General features: G+C 72.7%; 12 protein-coding genes. 3 read left to right on the top strand and 9 right to left on the bottom strand.

From position 1 onward, the window contains the following. Positions 1 to 4: 4 nt before the first annotated feature. Genes ACWCO8_RS08495 through ACWCO8_RS08505 form a run of 3 tightly spaced genes read right to left on the bottom strand, consistent with a single transcriptional unit; the run spans position 5 to position 4,634 of the window. Complete coding sequence (locus ACWCO8_RS08495; RefSeq protein WP_451031588.1) at positions 5 to 1,567, bottom strand: GMC family oxidoreductase; 1,563 nt, start codon at positions 1,565 to 1,567, stop codon at positions 5 to 7. A gap of 53 nt (positions 1,568 to 1,620) precedes the next feature. Beyond that, positions 1,621 to 3,177: an APC family permease gene (locus tag ACWCO8_RS08500; RefSeq protein WP_451031589.1), complete on the bottom strand. Its 1,557-nt coding sequence runs from the start codon at positions 3,175 to 3,177 to the stop codon at positions 1,621 to 1,623. Continuing rightward, a complete protein-coding gene (locus tag ACWCO8_RS08505) occupies positions 3,165 to 4,634 on the bottom strand; it encodes an aldehyde dehydrogenase family protein (protein WP_451031590.1) in 1,470 nt (489 codons plus the stop codon). Before ACWCO8_RS08505 ends, ACWCO8_RS08500 begins: the two co-directional genes overlap by 13 nt. Before the next feature lie 314 nt (positions 4,635 to 4,948). On the opposite strand from ACWCO8_RS08505, the gene ACWCO8_RS08510 reads away from it, so the two are divergent. After that, positions 4,949 to 6,331 (top strand): MFS transporter, encoded by a 1,383-nt coding sequence (locus tag ACWCO8_RS08510; protein ID WP_451031591.1) that lies wholly within the window; start codon positions 4,949 to 4,951, stop codon positions 6,329 to 6,331. A 61-nt stretch (positions 6,332 to 6,392) separates the two neighbouring features. Here the strand turns inward: ACWCO8_RS08510 and ACWCO8_RS08515 are convergent, their stop codons facing one another. From ACWCO8_RS08515 to lnt, 4 genes are all read right to left on the bottom strand, one after another. After that, the gene (locus tag ACWCO8_RS08515) at positions 6,393 to 8,288 is read right to left on the bottom strand and encodes a helix-turn-helix domain-containing protein (RefSeq protein ID WP_451031592.1); all 1,896 of its coding nucleotides are present in this window, start codon (positions 8,286 to 8,288) and stop codon (positions 6,393 to 6,395) included. Positions 8,289 to 8,366: 78 nt separating this feature from the next. Next, positions 8,367 to 9,227: a 3-hydroxybutyrate dehydrogenase gene (locus tag ACWCO8_RS08520; RefSeq protein WP_451031593.1), complete on the bottom strand. Its 861-nt coding sequence runs from the start codon at positions 9,225 to 9,227 to the stop codon at positions 8,367 to 8,369. Positions 9,228 to 9,282: 55 nt separating this feature from the next. Next, positions 9,283 to 9,765, bottom strand: a complete 483-nt coding sequence (locus ACWCO8_RS08525) for an NUDIX hydrolase (RefSeq protein WP_362008552.1) — start codon at positions 9,763 to 9,765, stop codon at positions 9,283 to 9,285. Positions 9,766 to 9,991: 226 nt separating this feature from the next. Next, positions 9,992 to 11,593 (bottom strand): apolipoprotein N-acyltransferase, encoded by a 1,602-nt coding sequence (gene lnt, locus ACWCO8_RS08530; protein ID WP_451031594.1) that lies wholly within the window; start codon positions 11,591 to 11,593, stop codon positions 9,992 to 9,994. A 212-nt stretch (positions 11,594 to 11,805) separates the two neighbouring features. On the opposite strand from lnt, the gene ACWCO8_RS08535 reads away from it, so the two are divergent. Beyond that, a complete protein-coding gene (locus ACWCO8_RS08535; RefSeq protein WP_451031595.1) occupies positions 11,806 to 12,894 on the top strand; it encodes an O-antigen ligase family protein in 1,089 nt (362 codons plus the stop codon). Between the two features lie 5 nt (positions 12,895 to 12,899). Here the strand turns inward: ACWCO8_RS08535 and ACWCO8_RS08540 are convergent, their stop codons facing one another. Next, positions 12,900 to 13,475: a hypothetical protein gene (locus tag ACWCO8_RS08540; RefSeq protein ID WP_362008561.1), complete on the bottom strand. Its 576-nt coding sequence runs from the start codon at positions 13,473 to 13,475 to the stop codon at positions 12,900 to 12,902. A gap of 72 nt (positions 13,476 to 13,547) precedes the next feature. Further along, positions 13,548 to 14,333, bottom strand: coding sequence for a glutamate racemase (locus tag ACWCO8_RS08545; protein WP_451031596.1), 786 nt, complete (start codon positions 14,331 to 14,333; stop codon positions 13,548 to 13,550). 58 nt (positions 14,334 to 14,391) lie between these two features. Here ACWCO8_RS08545 and ACWCO8_RS08550 point away from each other — a divergent pair, with 58 nt between their 5' ends. Further along, the gene (locus tag ACWCO8_RS08550) at positions 14,392 to 15,633 is read left to right on the top strand and encodes a glycosyltransferase (RefSeq protein ID WP_451031597.1); all 1,242 of its coding nucleotides are present in this window, start codon (positions 14,392 to 14,394) and stop codon (positions 15,631 to 15,633) included. The last annotated feature ends 11 nt before the right edge of the window (positions 15,634 to 15,644 follow it).

A 15,644-nucleotide genomic window follows, 5' to 3' on the forward strand; every position in this document is an offset into this window, starting at 1 on the left:
ACGTTCACCGCCCGGCCCGGATCATGTCCGAGCACTTCTCGCCGATCATCATCGTGGTGATGCACGGATTGACCGCGGGCAGGAACGGCATGATCGACGCGTCCGCGACCCGTAGCCCCTGCACTCCCTTGACCCGCAGCTGCGGGTCGAGGGGGGAGTCCGCGTCGCCCTCGGCGCCCATCCGCACGGTGCCCGCCGGGTGGTAGACCGTGTTGTGCGTCTGGCGGATGTAGGCGAACAGCTCCTCGTCGGTCGTGGCGTCCGGGCCGGGCGCCAGCTCCGCGCCCTTCCAGTCGGCGAGCGGCGCCTGCGCCGCGATCTCCCGTGCCAGGCGCAGCCCGTGGATCATCACCCGGATGTCGTGCTCGTGGGTGAAGTAGCGCGGGTCGACCTTGGGCTTGTCCCGGAAGTCACGGCTGCGCAGCCGGACCGTGCCCTGCGAGCGGGCGCGGGTGACGTTCGGCGTGAGACAGAAGGCGTTGTCGGTGGTCGGGTAGCCGCGACGGTAGGTGTTCATGTCGAACGGGACCGAGCCGTAGTGGAACATCAGATCCGGCCGGTCGAGACCCGGTTCGGTGTCCGCGAAGATGCCGATCTCCCACCACTGCGTGGACGAGGTGACCATGGGCTGCTTGGCCTCCCACATGATCACCCCCTCGGGGTGATCCTGGAGGTGGGAGCCGACGCCGGGAGAGTCCACCCGTACCTCCACGCCGTTGTCGCGCAGATGGGCGGCGGGCCCGATACCCGACAGCATCAGCAGCTTCGGCGAGTCGATCGCCCCGCAGGAGACGATCACCTCGCGCCGCGCCCGTACGGAGTCGACGTGGACGGCGTCCGGCTGCAGGTACTCGACACCCGAGCAGCGCGCGCCGTCGAAGAGCAACCGCCTCGCCTGCACCCCGGTGCGTACCTCCAGATTGGGCCGCCCACCCATCACGGGATGCAGATACGAGACCGAGGCGGACGAACGGGTCCCGTCCTCACGGCAGTTGATCTGGAACCAGTTCGCGCCGCGCACCACCGTACGGCCGGAGTTGAACGGCACCGTCGGGATGCCGTTCGCCGCGCAGGCCGCCAACAGCGCCCGGCCGCACGGGTCCCGGGGCGGCACCGAGCGGATCGTCACGGGGCCGGAGCGGCCATGGTGGTCGCCGGGGCCGTCGTTGGTCTCAAGGCGCCTGTACAGCGGGAAGCAGTCGGCCGCGCTCCAGCCCGTGCACCCCATCGCGCCCCACTCGTCGAGGTCCTCGGCCGGCGACCAGAAGGCGATGCACGAGTTGTGCGACGAACAACCGCCGAGCACCTTGGCGCGGGCGTGGCGCATGAAGCTGTTGCCGTTCTCCTGCGGCTCCACCGGGTAGTCCCAGTCGTAGCCAGACTCCAGGAGCGCCATCCAGCGGTCGAGGCGCAGGATGGCCTCGTCGCCCTGGTCGGAGGGGCCCGCCTCCAGCACGCAGACGCTGACACCGGGATCCTCGGACAGGCGGGCCGCGACGACCGCCCCGGCGGTGCCGCCGCCGACCACGACGTAGTCGAACTCAGGTGCAGAGGGCTGTGCGGGCATGGTCTCTCCAGTACCAGTACGAGATGTCCCGTGAGGGGAGGAGTGGGCGCGGGTCAGGGGGCTTCCGCGCGGTGTTCGGCCAGTACGCCCGTACGGTGCCGTTGTACGAACCAGTAGTAGGCGAAGCCGCCGAGCGCCACGATGCCGATGAACAGGAACGCACCCCAGCGCAGGTACCAGTGCTGGGCCCCGGTCGCGTTGTAGACCTCGGCTCGGGGCCAGGCCAGGTTCAGGGACATGGCCGCGCCCCACAGCACGGCCAGGATGTTGATCGGCAGTCCGAGGCGGCCGAGGGAGAAGTCTCCCTCGCGGGGGTGCCACTTCCCGCGCAGCCGCTGGATCAGCATCGGGACGGTGACCATCAGGTACGCCACGTAGATCATGATGACCGCGATGCTGGTGATGACCGAGAAGATCTGCGGCTGGTTGATGTTGATGACCAGGATGATCACACCCACCACACCGATCACGACGGCGGGAATCACCGGGGTCCGGAAGCGCGGGCTCACCTTGGCGAGCACCGATCCGGCGGGCAGGTTGTTGTCCCGTGCCATCGCGAACATCAGCCGGATGCCCGCCGCCTGGACGGCCAGCACGCACACGGTGATCGCGACGACCACGCACCACAGGAAGATCTCACCGATCGTCGACCCGAGCGTCTCCAGCACCACGTACTGCAGGCCCCCCGTGCTCAGCTCCTCCGCCTGCAGATTCGGGACGGACATCAGCGCGAACAGCAGGATGAGACCACCGATGACGAAGGACGCGACGAGCGCCCGCAGAATCGCGCGCGGCGCGTTGCGGCCCGGGTTGTGCGACTCCTCGCCGAGCGAGGACGCCGTGTCGAAGCCGTACATCACGTACGCCGACGCGAGTGACGCGGTGAGGAACGCCCCGAAGTAGCCGAGCGTCTCCCCGCTGCCCAGACCGTACGTGTCGGTCAGCACCGTGCTGGGTCCGCGGGTGATGTGCGCGGCGAGGAAGATGATCAGACCCACGGCGGCGATCAGCTCGATGAAGACACCCGCCGAGTTGATCCGCGCCATCAGTTGGACGCCGAAGGCGTTGACCAGCGTGGAGAAGAGGATCAGCACCGTGCCCAGCAGGACCGCGTTGGCCGCGGCGTCGTTCTCGCCGCTGCCGTCGCCGACGAACTGGAACCAGGAGTCGATCTGCGGCAGCGTGATCTGGTACGCGAGGGCCACGGCCGACAGGGTCACCATGGTGGCCGTCATCATCATCCAGCCGCCGAGCCAGCCCACGTGCGGGCCGCCCATCTTCTTCGCCCAGTTGTAGACCGAGCCCGCGACCGGGTAGCGCGCCGCCAGCTCGCAGAAGCACAGGGCCACCATCAGCTGGCCCACGAACACCATCGGCCACGACCACCAGTAGGCCGGGCCGCCGAAGGCGACGCCGAAGTAGAACAGCTGGAACGTGCCGGTCAGGATCGAGATGTAGCTGATCCCCGCGGCGAACGTGTGGAAGTTGCCCAGGGTGCGCTTCAGTTCGGGCCGGTAGCCGAGCTCGGTCACCGAGTCGTCGTCATGCGCGGCTCCGTCGCCGGCACCGGGCCGGTCCTGGCCTGTCGGCTGTGCCGTCACTCGAACCACCTCTGCGCCTTGGGGGCGAGATTGCGCCAGATGTGCTTGGTCTCCTGGTATTCGGCGAGTCCCGCCGGCCCCAGTTCACGGCCGAAGCCGGATTGCTTCATGCCGCCCCACTCCGCCTGCGGCACGTACGGATGGAAGTCGTTGATCCACACGGTGCCCGCCCGGAGCCGGGAGGCGACCCGGTGGGCGCGGCCGGTGTCCTGCGACCAGACCGCACCCGCGAGGCCGTACATGGTGTCGTTGGCGACGGCAACGGCCTCGGCCTCGCAGCCGAACCGCTCGACCGTGAGCACCGGGCCGAAGGACTCGTCCCGGACCACGGACATCCCGGGCGTGCAGTCGTCGAGGACGGTCGGCGGATAGTAGTAGCCGTCGGCGAGTGCCGGGTCCGTCGGCCGTGCCCCGCCGCAGCGCAGCACCGCGCCCTCGGCCAGGCCCGCGGCCACGTAGGCCTCCACCTTGTCGCGGTGTGCCGCCGAGATCAGCGGCCCGGTCCGCGCGTTCTCGTCGAACGGGCCGCCCATCGGGATGGCCCGCGCGCGGGCCACGATCTCGTCGACGAAGGCGTCGTGCAGCGAGTCCTCCACGAGAAGCCGGGCGCCTGCCGAGCAGACCTGTCCGGAGTGCAGGAAGACGGCCATCAGCGCGTAGTCGACGGCCGCCTCGAAGTCCGCGTCCGCGAAGACGATGTTCGGGTTCTTGCCGCCGAGCTCCAGGGCGACCTTCTTCACCGTGGGCGCCGCCGCCGCCATGATCCGGCGTCCGGTGGCCAGGCCGCCGGTGAACGACACGAGATCCACGCGGGGATCCTCGGTGAGCGGCGCGCCGGCCTCGGCGCCCGTCCCCAGGATCAGATTCCCGACCCCGGGCGGCAGCCCCGCCTCGGTGAGCAGCCGCATCAGCAGGATCGCGGTGTGCGGGGTCAGCTCGCTCGGTTTCAGTACGAACGTGTTGCCCGCACCGAGCGCCGGGGCGACCTTCCACGCGGTCTGCAGCAGCGGATAGTTCCATGGGGTGATGAGGGCGCACACCCCGACCGGTTCGTGCACCACCCGGCTGTCCGCGTCCGGGTTGCCGGTGGCGATGATCCGGTCGTTGCCGCCCGCCGCGGTCAGGTTGCCGAAGTAGCGGAAGCAGGCCGCGATGTCGTCCATGTCGTACTCGGACTCGACGAGCCGCTTGCCGGTGTCCAGGGACTCGGCGCGGGCGAAGGCCGCCTTGTCACGTTCCAGCAGATCGGCGACGCGCACCAGCAGCCGTCCGCGCTCCGCGACGGGCGTGGCGGGCCACGGCCCGCTGTCGAACGCCTCGCGGGCTGCGGCGACGGCCGCCGCCGCGTCCTTGGGCCCGGCCTCGTCCACGGTGGCGACCAGGCTGCCGTCCGCCGGGCAGCGGATCTCCCGGGTACGACCGTCGGCAGCGGCGGCCCACGTGCCTCCGATGAACAACTCCGGCATCACGCACCTCCGGGTCGACGGACCGGGCACTGTCTGTGTGCTCCACCCCATGACACTAGGCAGCCTCGGCCAACCCCGCAGAACGAAGACACGCACGGCTGACGCCACCACAGGCGATGTCCACCCGTCGGCGAGCCTTCCCGACGAGGCGGTCGCGGAGCCCCCGACACCGCCCCATGGTTGTCCCGCGCACTCCGTCCGATAGAACTATGGTGTCCCACCACATACGACGGTGACCTGCGCGTTTCTACGGTGTGGCGACACGGAAACGTTCCCCGTCCCCCGCCCCCGTCACACGCCAGGAAGTGGTGCCGATGTCCTCCCCCGCGAGCGCTCCACCCGCCCCCTCGAACCTCAAGCGCATCGTCGCCGCGAGTCTGATCGGCACCACCATCGAGTGGTACGACTTCTTCCTCTACGGCTCGGCCGCCGCGCTGGTCTTCAACAAGCTCTTCTTCCCCGACTCCGACCCGCTCGTCGGCACCCTCCTCTCCTTCCTCACCTACGCCGTCGGCTTCGCCGCCCGGCCGATCGGTGCGTTGGTGTTCGGGCATTACGGTGACCGGCTCGGGCGCAAGAAGCTGCTGGTGCTCAGTCTGCTGCTGATGGGTGGGGCCACCTTCGCGATCGGGCTGCTGCCCACGCACGCGACCGTCGGGTCCGCCGCGCCTCTGCTGCTCACCGCGCTGCGGCTCGTGCAGGGGTTCGCGCTCGGTGGTGAGTGGGGCGGGGCCGTGCTGCTCGTCTCCGAGCACGGGGACGCGAAGCGGCGCGGGTTCTGGGCCTCGTGGCCGCAGACGGGGGCGCCCGCCGGGCAGTTGCTCGCGACCGGTGTGCTCTCCGCGCTCACCGCGCTGCTCTCCGACTCCGCGTTCCTGTCATGGGGCTGGCGCATACCCTTCCTGCTCTCGGGTGTGCTCGTGATCGTGGGTCTGTGGATCCGGCTCTCCGTCGACGAGTCGCCCGTCTTCAAGGCCGCGCTCGCCGCCGCCGAGGAGCGCAAGGCCTCCGCCGCGCAGGTCGAGAAGATGCCGCTGATCGCCGTCCTCAAGCACCACTGGCGGGACGTGCTGATCGCGATGGGCGCCCGTATGGCGGAGAACATCTCCTACTACGTGATCACCGCGTTCATCCTCGTCTACGCGACGACCCAGGTGGGCCTCTCCAAGCAGACCGCGCTCAACGCCGTCCTCATCGCCTCCGCCGTCCACTTCGCCGTCATCCCCGCCTGGGGCGCGCTGTCGGACCGGATCGGCCGACGGCCCGTGTATCTGATCGGCGCGGTCGGTGTCGGTGCGTGGATGTTCCCCTTCTTCATGCTCATCGACCGGGGGACCTTCGGTGCGCTGCTGCTCGCCGTCACCGTCGGACTGATCCTGCACGGGGCGATGTACGCGCCGCAGGCCGCGTTCTTCTCCGAGATGTTCGCGACCCGGATGCGCTACTCGGGTGCCTCCATCGGCGCCCAGTTCTCCTCGGTCGCCGCCGGCGCCCCGGCCCCGCTGATCGCCACGGCGCTGCTCAGCGACTACGGCTCCTCCACCCCGATCTCCCTGTACGTGATCGCCGCCGCGCTCCTCACGGTCGTCGCCATCGCCTGCGCCCGGGAGACCCGCAACCGCGACCTGTCGGAAGTCGCCGAGGACGCCCCTGCCCACACGACCGCCTCAGCCGCCGCCGTTCGCGCCGACGTCTGAGCGCACGACCACTGAGAAAGGCGCCGGTCCCCTTCCTGGGGACCGGCGCCTTCTCGCGTGTTCAGCGGGCGACCGCCGCCGACATCGCGTGCAGGCGCAGGGCCAGTTGGATCTCCAGGGCGCGGGCCGGGGACTGCCAGTCCGGGCCGAGGAGGCGGCCGATCCGTTCGACCCGCTGAGCCACCGTGTTCACATGGACGTGGAGGTCGTCCTTCGTACGCGCCGGGCTCATCCCGCTCGCGAAGTACGCGTCCATCGTGCGCACCAGGTCCGTTCCTCTTCGCCGGTCGTACGCGACGACCTGGCCGATCGTGCGGTCGACGAAGCCCTCGATGTCCCGCGTGTCGGCGAGCAGGAGGCCGAGGAAGCCCAGGTCCTCGGCGGCCGCGCCCTCGCCCGAGCGGTGCAGCAGGCGCAGGGCGTCCAGGCAGCGGCGGGCCTCCTCGTACGCGGAGGCGACCTGGCCGGGGGCGGCGAGCGGTGAGGGGACCGGTGACGAGGCGCCCACCGTGACCGGTTCACGCAGGGCTCCGCCGAGGTGCTTGGCGGTCTGGCGGGCCAGTTCGGCGGCGTCCTCCCCGGGGCCGAGCGGGAGCAGCAGGACCGTCCCGCCGTCGCGCGCGGAGGCCAGTCCCTGCCGGGTGGCGGCCAGATGCGAGGCGGCCGACCAGAGGCGCTGCCGGTCCGCGCTCTCCCGTACGCCGCCCTCGGCCTCGCCCCCGGCTCCCGCGCGGTCGATCCGGGCGGCGAGCACCACATGGGGCGCGTCGACGTCCGTACGGAGCCGGGCGGCGCGCTCGCGCAGCAGCCGGCGGTCGCGGTCGGGGGCGTCGAGGAGGTCGTCGAGCAGTTCGCCCCGTACCCGCTGTTCGGCCTCTCCGGCCGAGCGGCGGGCGAGCAGCAGCAGGGAGGTCACCAGCGCGGCCCGCTCCAGGGTGCGCTGGTCGACGGGGTCGAGGTCGGGCTGCCCGTGCAGGACGAGGGCGCCGAGGCACTCGCCGCCGGCCGCGACGGCGGCCACCCAGGTGTCGCCCTCGCGCAGGGCGTGGCCGTCGGCGAGCCGGGCCGAGCCCGCGCCGTGGCCCTGCTCGATGAACTCGACCCGGCCCCCGAGGACCTCGGAGACCGCGTCGGCCACGTCGTGGACCCCGCCGCCGCGCAGCACCAGTTCGGTGAGCCGGTCGTGGACCTCGGAGGCCCGCTCGATGACGCCGCTGTGCTCGCGGATGATGTCGTTGGCCCGCTCCAGCTCGGCCAGGGCCGAACGGGTCTCGGCGAGCAGGTTGGCGGTGTCGATGGCCACGGCCGCGTGCGCGGCGAAGGAGCCGAGCAGGGCGACCTGCTCCCGGCCGAAGACCCGGGCGCGCCGGTCCGCCGCGAAGAGCACGCCGATGACCTGGCTGCCCAGGGTCAGCGGGACGCCGAGGATGGCGACGAGCCCCTCGTCGCCGACGGCCGAGTCGATGGTGCGGGTGTGCTGGAAGCGGGCGTCGTCGAAGTAGTTCTCGGTGACGTACGGCAGGGCGGTCTGGGCGACGAGCCCGCCGAGCCCCTCCCCCATGCCGAGCCGGAGCTGCTGGAAGTGCGCGGAGACCGAGCCCTCGGTGACGCGCATGTACGTGTCCCCGGCGGCCGGGTCGTTGAGGCTGAGGTAGGCGACCTCGGTGCCGAGCAGGGAGCGGGCCCGCTGGACGATGGCGCGGAGCACCGCGTCGAGGTCGCGCAGCCCCGCGAGGTCGTGGGCGGTCTCGAAGAGCGCGGAGAGCTCCGCCTCGCGGCGCCGTCTCCCCTCCAGCTCGGCGCGGACGCGCAGCGCGAGCTGCTTGGCCCGCTCCAGCTCGGCCAACGCCTCGGGGCCCGCGCCGCTCGCACGGGCGAGCAGCACGGGCCGGTCGTACGCCTCCGCCGCGGCGCCTCGGGCGAGGAGCTCCAGGTAGGAGACCGGTTCTTGGGACATGGACACAGGGATACCTGCCGTACGGGTCGGAGCACCAGCCCTGTGGAAAAGCTGTCGGCGCGCGGCTGTGGACAACCGTCAGTGCGCGGTCCAGCCGCCGTCGAGGGTCAGGGAGGCACCGGTGATGAACGAGGCCTGGGGCGCGCAGAGGTAGAGCACCGCCTCCGCGACGTCCTCCGGCTCGATGAGCCGCTTGAGCGCCGAGTCCTTGAGGAGGACCTCGGTCAGGACCCGCTCCGGAGGGATGCCGTGGGCCGCGGCCTGGTCGGCGATCTGCCGCTCGACCAGGGGCGTGCGCACATAGCCGGGGTTGACGCAGTTGGAGGTGACGCCGTGCGGGGCGCCTTCGAGGGCGGCGGTCTTGGAGAGCCCCTCGAGACCGTGTTTGGCGGCCACATAGGCGGACTTGAAGGCCGAGGCGCGCAGCCCATGAACGGAGGAGATGTTGACGATCCGCCCCCAGCCCTGCCCGTACATGTGCGGCAGGGCGCCCCTGATCAGCCGGAACGGTGCCTCCAGCATCACGGTCAGGACCGTGTGGAAGACGTCCGGCGGGAACTCCTCGATGGGGCGCACGAGCTGCAGCCCCGCGTTGTTGACGAGGATGTCGGCGCCCGCCGCCGCCTGCTCGGCGGCGTCCAGGTCGGTCAGGTCCAGGGTCTGCGGCTCGACGGCGCCCGGCAGCCCGTCCGCCGCCTCCACGAGCGCCACGAGGCCGTCGGCGGCCCGGTCCACGGCTCTGACCGTGGCCCCCGCCGCGGCGAGCCGGAGCGCGCAGGCCCGGCCGATGCCGCCGGCCGCGCCGGTGACGAGCGCGGTGCGGCCGGCGAGGTCGAGCCGGACGGAGCCGGGCGCGGGGACGGCCTCGGGCCCCTGGGAAGCGGCGGGGGCCTGGACGACTGGTGCCGGTACGGGACCGGATGTGGTGGGGGCGCTCATGCTCCGCACTGTATGAAGCGCCCCACCCTCAACCGATGTGTGCTGAAGCCATACTTCAGCCGTTCGGCATGGGGTCGAACCATGTGGGTTCGTCGAGGAGCGCCTGCTCGATCCGGAAGTGCGAGAACCTCTTCATCTGCGGCAGGTCGTCCACGTCGAACCAGCCGACCTCCGTCGACTCCTCGTCGTTGACCCGGGCCTCGCCGCCGACCGCGCGGCAGCGGAAGGTGACGTCCATGAACTGGCAGGTGTCGCCGTTCGGGTACACGATCGGCTTGCGCAGGGTCTGCACGATCACGACCCGCTCCGCCTCGCAGCGCACGGCGGTCTCCTCGTACACCTCGCGGACGGCGCAGGCGGCCGGCTGCTCCCCGGGTTCGACGATGCCGCCGACGATGGCCCAGAGGCCGTTGTCGGCCCGTCGGCCCAGCAGCACCCGGCCCCGGTCGTCGAAGACGACGGCACTCACGCCCGGCAGGAAGAGCAGCTGGTGGCCGGCGCTGGCCCGGATCTCACGGATGAAGTCAGGTGTACCCATGACTCGACCCTAGGGCCTGTCGTTTGGATCATGCCGGGCTCGCGGGCCCTGGCACGCCCGCTCGCCGCGTTGTCGTCAGTCGCCAACGCTCCGCGTTGACTCCCTCCTCCGCCTTGCGATCGCACGCACCAGACCCCGCTCCCTGATCCGGCCTGATCCAAACGACAGGCCCTACCCCGGTGGATCAAGCACCCCCGGGCCACGATGCCACCGCCGTACCGGAGGCTCAGGTCTCGCGGCTCCGGCGGGCCCGTACGGAGCGCAGCACCGACCAGCCGAGTCCGGCGGCGGCCACGGCCACCAGGAGCGCCTCGGGCAGCGTGCCCATGCGGGTCGCCGGGGTGAGCGAGGAGCGCAGCGGCACCTTCTCGACGAGGACGTCCGGGGTGAACATCTTCGTCTGCTCCACGATCCGGCCGTCCGGCGCGATGATGGCGCTGACGCCGCTGGTGACCGGGACGACGACGGCGCGGCTGTGCTCGACCGCCCGGACCCGGGACATGGCGAGCTGCTGGTACGTCATCTCGCTGCGGCCGAAGGTCGCGTTGTTGCTCGGCACGGAGATGAGCTGCGCGCCGTGGGTGACGGTGTCGCGCACGGCCCAGTCGAAGGCGGCTTCGTAGCAGGTGGCGAGGCCGACCTTGGTGCCGGCGAGGTCGAAGACGCCGATCTTGTCGCCGGGGCCGAAGTCGCGGCTGACCCGGTCCACGTTGCTGTTGAAGATGCGGACGAAGGACCGCATCGGGATGTACTCGCCGAACGGCTGGACGTGGCGCTTGTCGTAGGTGGTGACCGGGCCCTTCTGCGGGTCCCATTCGATGAGCGTGTTGCGCAGCTTGCCCGTGGGCGGGGCGATGACGGCGCCGATCACGGTCGGCACGCCGATCTTCTTCACGGCCTGGTCGATGGCGTCCGCCGCGTCGGGGTTGGCGTACGGGTCGATGTCGGAGGAGTTCTCCGGCCACAGGACGAAGTCGGGCTGCGGCTCCTCCTTGCGGGCCACCGCCTCGGCCAGTTCCTCGGTGCGCGCGACATGGTTGTCGAGGACCGCGCGCCGCTGGGAGTTGAAGTCGAGTCCGAGGCGCGGAACGTTGCCCTGTACGGCGGCGACGGTCGCCGTGCCGTCCTCGGCGCGGTCGTCGACCAGCGGGAGGGCGGCGAGGGCGCCGGTGACCGGGACCAGGACAGCGAGGGCGGCGGCCGCGAGCGGGCCGCGCGGGACGGTTCCCGTGGCGCGGTACGCGCGGACCTGCCGGATCACCTCGTACAGGCCGAAGCCGCAGAGGGCGACGGCGAAGCCGAGCACGGGGGTGCCGCCGACGGCCGCGAGCGGCAGGAAGAAGCCGTCCGCCTGACCGAAGGCGATCTTGCCCCAGGGGAAGCCGCCGAACGGGACACGCGCGCGTGCCGCCTCGGCGAGGATCCACACCGCCGCGGCGAAGACCGGCCAGGCGGGAAGCCGGGAGACGGCGGCGATGCCGAGGCCCGCGGCGGCGATGAAGAGCGCCTCGACGGCCGACAGCGCGATCCACGGGAACTGGCCGACCTCGGACCCGGTCCAGATCAGCAGCGGGAGCAGGAACCCGAGACCTGCGAGGTAGCCGAGGCCGAAGCCCGCGCGCAGCCGGCGGCCGCGCAGGGTCCAGCCGAGCAGCGCGAACCCGGCCAGCGCGAGCCACCACAGCGGGCGGGGCGGGAAGCTCAGGAAGAGCAGCGCCCCGGACAGCACGGCAGCGCCGGGCCGTACGAGTCGCCGAAGTCCGGCCGGGCCGGGCTCGGGTGCGGCGGCGGAGCCGGAGGCGTCGACGGGGGTGATGGTGGTGCTCACGTTGCGGAGTCTACGGCGCGCACCTGTGCCCCGAGCAGGGCGACCCCGGCCGGTCCGGGTGATCGCGGGCGCGATCGCGGACGGGCCGTGCGCGGCGCGGCGGAGCGTCGTCACGCTTCCTTCACTCCTGCCACAACGTTTCTGCGCATCTGCTCCCCAAATCTCGGCTGCCCCGTTACGGTGTCGGCCAGACGGAGCGGGGGTCGACGGGGATGGCTGCATCTGCGGCGCGGGTGGTCGTCGTGCGCGAGCGCGACGGCCGGGGCGTGGACGTGGCCGGGGTGCTGGTCCTCGGCGGCTGTGTCCTGTGGTCGCTCGTCAGCGCGACCGGGCGGGAGGCGCGCCCCGAGGGCGTCCTCCTCGCCGTGCTCGCCCTCACCGCCGGGTACGCCTGCGGCCGGATCGCCGGCTCGCTGCTCCCGGTGGCCGCCGCCGTCGCGGCGGCCCTGGTCACGCTCGGCCTGGCGCTCGCCTCCGGGCCCGGAGTCCCGGGGGCCACCCCCGTCGGCTCCGTACCGACCGGTCATACGGGCGCGGCGGCCGCGCTGCTCGTCCTCGCCGCCGGGGCGGCCTGCTGCGCGGCCGCGGCGGCCGGTTCGCGGCCCGCCAGGCTCCTGCTGCGCCTCCTCGCCCTGGCCGTGGCGGGAGCGGCGCTCGCGCTGGGCTCGGTCGCGGGGTTCGTCGCCTCGGCCGGGGTCCTGCTCTGCTCCCTGGCGGCCGTACGGATGCGGCGTCGGCTGCTCGGCCTCGTGGGGCTCGCCCTGGCGACGGGTCTCGTGGTGGGTGCCTCCTGGGCCGTGGCGGAGGAGCAGCTTCCGGAGGGGCTCGCGGCCTCCTTGGAGGGCCAGCTGACCGGGCACCGGGTGCTGCTGTGGCAGGACGCGGTCGCGCTGGCGGGGGAGAACCCGGTGCTCGGGGTCGGCCCCGACCGGTTCGGAGCCTTGAGCCCGACGGCCCGGGAGACCTTCGCGGCGGACGGCAAGCCGCACTCGGCTCCGCTCCAGCAGGCGGCGGAGCAGGGCGTTCCGGGCGTGGTCCTGCTGGGGGCGGCGTACGGCTGGCTACTCTGGGGACTGCGATCCTCGCCCCGCCCGACGGCGGTCGTGCTCACGGCGGGCGCGTCCCTGACGGCGCTGGCCGCCCTGGCGACGGTCGGCAACGCCCTGAGCTTCACCCCGGTGACCGCCTGCGCGGGCCTCCTCGCCGGCCTGGCGACGGCGGGCGTCGCAGGAGCGGGAGCGGGTACGGGCGGCGGCGGTGGCGGCGGCGCGGGCGGCGGGAGTACGCACCCGGCGGACTGAGCCGGTCAGGCGCCCGGCGGCGCCGTCGGAGTGGCGGGACGGAGCCGGTCGAGGATCACGCGTACGCCCGACTCGGCGTCGTCGACGGTGACCGTGAACGTGCGGCCGTCCTTCAGCCGCAGCAGCAGCGCCTCGCCCCGGCGGACGATGACCGCCTTGCCCTTCTCGGGGCGCCAGCGGTAGCCCCAGCCGCCCCATTCGTGCGCGGTGACCTTCGGGACGTACTCGGCGCCGTCCACCTGCGACAGCAGGATCCGGCAGCGGGGTACGCCGATGTGGCCGCAGCGGACCTCCATGGCCCGGTCGTCGATCTTCACCTCGACGTGGACGAAGGCGAGCGTGCCGAACAGCACGAGCAGCCCGGCCGCCACACAGCCGATCACGGCCATCAGCAGCGGCGCGATGCCGGACGTCCACGGCGACTCGACCGCGAGGGTGATGCCGAGGGCCATGCAGCCGGCACCGGCGACCGCCGCGACCCACTGCATGCGGTTGGTGGCGCGGCCCGTCCACACCTCGGGCAGCGGAGCGGCCGTGCCCAGGGGACGGGGATGACGGGGATGTCGGGAATGGTCCCTCATGCGTCGCAGCCTACTCACGTTCCGCTCGTACGGCGCTTCCTCCGGCGCGGATGCGACGGCGCCGGCGCGGCGTCAGTGCGCGGCGGCCGCGGCCCGAAGCAGCCGGCCTTCGGCGTACCCCAGAGCGGCGGGCGTCAGCTCGCCGGTCCGGCCGCTGAGCAGGACCGTCAGGCCCCCGGTCGGGTTCGCGTCGGGCGCGGGCTCGGCACCGATGCGGCGCAGCGCCTGAGCTGCGACTGCCCCGGCGGAGCCGTGGAAAACCACGGGCGGAAGGTCGGCGGACTGCACGGCCGCACGGATCCGTTCGGCGACCAGTTCGTAATGGGTGCAGCCGAGGACGAGGGCCCGTACGTCGCGCGGGGTGAGCTCCGCGGCGGCGGCCACGGCCCGGTCCACGGCCTCGGGGTCCGCGTGCTCCACGGCGTCGGCGAGCCCGGGGCAGGGCACCTCGGTGACCTCGGCGCCGTCCGCGAAGTCCCGGATCAGTCCGCGCTGGTACGGGCTGCCGGTGGTGGCCGGTGTCGCCCAGATGGCGACCTTCCCGCCGCCGGCGGCCGCGGGCTTGATCGCAGGGACGGTGCCGATGACGGGGATACGGGGTTCCAGCGCGGCGCGCAGCGCGGGCAGGGCGTGGACGGTGGCGGTGTTGCAGCCGACGATCAGCGCGTCCGGCTCAAGGGCGGCGGCGGCCCGGGCGACGGCAAGGGCACGCTCGGTGAGGTCCTCGGGGGTGCGGGGGCCCCACGGCATGCCGTCGGGGTCGCTGGAGAGGACCAGATCCGCGTCCGGCCGCAGTCGGCGGACCTCGGCCGCCGCCGGGAGCAGGCCGATTCCGGAGTCCATGAGCGCGATCTTCACCCGGTCACCCTAGCCGACCACCCTTGCGCCACCGCCGATCTGGGGCAGACTGCGGCAAATGAGCGTGCTTGCCTGGATCGCCGTGGGTTCGCTGGCCGCCTGGGGGTGGCTGCTCCTTGGCCAGGGGTTCTTCTGGCGTACCGATCAGCGCCTGCCGATCCGGCGTCGGGCGACCGGCCACGCGCGCGTGGAGCCGGAACCGGGGACCTGGCCGCGGGTCGCCGTCGTCGTACCGGCACGGGACGAGGCCGAGGTGCTGCCGCTGAGCCTGCCGTCGCTGCTCGTCCAGGACTATCCGGGCGAGGCGGAGATCGTGCTGGTCGACGACGGCAGTACGGACGGCACCGGGAAGCTGGGCGGCGAGCTGGCCGCGCGGTACGGCGGGCTGCCGCTGACGGTCACGTCCCCCGGGGAGCCCGAGCCGGGATGGACGGGCAAGCTGTGGGCCCTCCGTCACGGCATCGCCCTGGCACGCGCGCGTGGCCGGGAAGGTGCGCAGAGCACAGGAGGCGGCGGCGATCCCGAGTTCCTCCTCCTGACCGACGCCGACATCGCGCACGAGCCGGACAGCCTGCGGCTGCTGGTGGCCTCGGCGGTCGGGAGCGATCTCGACCTGGTGTCCCAGATGGCGCGGCTGCGGGTCGCGAGCGGCTGGGAGCGGCTGGTCGTGCCGGCCTTCGTCTACTTCTTCGCCCAGCTCTATCCGTTCCGCTGGATCAACCGGCGCCGCCGCCCCCTGGCGACCGCCGCCGCCGGGGGCTGTGTGCTGCTGCGGACGGAGACGGCCGAGCGGGCGGGCGTGCCGGAGTCGATCCGGCAGGCGGTGATCGACGACGTGTCGCTCGCCCGGGCCGTACGGCGGGCCGGCGGGCGGATCTGGCTGGGCCTCGCGGAGCGCGTGGACTCCGTCCGCCCGTACCCGCACCTCGGCGACCTGTGGCGGATGGTCTCGCGCAGCGCGTACGCCCAGCTCCGGCACAACCCCCTCGTCCTGGCCGGGACGGTCGCCGGGCTCGCCGTCGTCTACCTCGCCCCGCCGGTGGCCCTGGCGGCCGGGCTCTTCGGCGGGGACACGGTGGCCGGCTGGGCGGGCGGGCTCGCGTGGGCGGTGATGGCGGGGACGTACGTCCCGATGCTCCGCTACTACCGGCAGCCCCTCTGGCTCGCGCCCACCCTCCCCTTCACCGCGCTGCTCTACCTCCTCATGACGGTCGACTCGGCCGTGCAGCACTACCGGGGCCGGGGCGCCGCCTGGAAGGGCCGGACCTACTCCCGTCCCGAGGCGGCGCAGGACCGGTGACTCGGGCGAAG

The sequence above is a fragment of the Streptomyces sp. NPDC001927 genome, assembly GCF_053594455.1.